This is a genomic window from Herbaspirillum sp. B65, assembly GCF_000333555.1.
Lineage (GTDB): Bacteria > Pseudomonadota > Gammaproteobacteria > Burkholderiales > Burkholderiaceae_D > Herbaspirillum > Herbaspirillum rubrisubalbicans.
Genome location: NZ_BADI01000582.1, coordinates 1 through 968, shown reverse-complemented (window position 1 = coordinate 968; position 968 = coordinate 1). Strand labels below are relative to the sequence as shown.

Sequence of the window (968 nt, the reverse complement as noted above, 5' to 3'; positions counted from 1 at the left end):
ACGAGCTTCAGGCCTGGCGCGCGCCAGCAGGTTGCCAGGGCCACGAACTGTTCCACCGGCACCGCTTCCGGACGCGCCTGCGGATCGACGCCGGCCTGGCGCAATTCGTCTTCCGTGAAGAGGCCCGCCACGCAGTTGCGGATCACCTTGCGGCGCTGGGAGAAGGCCTTGGTGACCACCTGCTCCAGCAAGGCCTGCTCGCAGGCCATGGGCTGCGCCAGCGGGATCATGCGCACGATGGCCGAATCCACCTGCGGCGGCGGATCGAAGGCGGTCGGCGGCACCACGAACAGCAGCTCCATGTGATAGCGCCACTGCAGCATCACCGACAGGCGTCCATAGGCCTTGCCGCCCGGTTCGGCGACCATGCGTTCGACCACTTCCTTCTGCAGCATGAAATGCTGGTCCTGCACCTGCGGGGCGATCTCGGCCAGGTGGAACAGCAAGGGGCTGGAAATGTTGTAGGGCAGGTTGCCGACCACGCGCAGCTTGCGGCCTTCCGGCACCGGGATGCTGGCGAAGTCGAACTTGAGGGCGTCCGCTGAATGCACGGTCAGGCGCTCGGCGCTGAACCGTTTCTTGAGGCGCTCGACCAGGTCGCGGTCCAGTTCCACCACGTGCAGGTGGCGCAACTCTTCCAGCAGCAGCGCAGTCATGGCCGCCAGGCCCGGGCCGATCTCGACCATGGCATCGTCGGCGGCGGGCGCGATGGAGCGGATGATGTCGTGCAGCACCACGTCATCGGTGAGGAAGTTCTGGCCGAAGCGTTTGCGCGGGATGTGTTTCATGGTGGTTCCAGTGGGTTCTTGCAATATCAGGCGGCGGCCCGGCGGCGTGCCATGTCGGCAGCGGCACGGATGGCTACGCACAGGCTGCCATGATCGGCGTGGCCGAGGCCGGCGGCGGCCAGGTCCAGGGCAGTGCCGTGATCGACCGAGGTGCGGATCAGGGGCAGGCCGAGGGTGATG

The 968-nt window shown here is 66.9% G+C and carries 2 protein-coding genes; both read right to left on the bottom strand.

Annotation, left to right across the window (positions count from 1 at the left end; all coding sequences use genetic code 11):
* The coding region (rsmA, locus tag I5W_RS13990; protein ID WP_083893536.1) for a 16S rRNA (adenine(1518)-N(6)/adenine(1519)-N(6))-dimethyltransferase RsmA at window positions 1-788 on the bottom strand (788 nt) is incomplete at its 3' end.
* 26 nt (window positions 789-814) lie between these two features.
* Window positions 815-968: 4-hydroxythreonine-4-phosphate dehydrogenase PdxA (locus tag I5W_RS29835; protein ID WP_148289110.1), on the bottom strand; the 154-nt coding region annotated here is incomplete at its 5' end.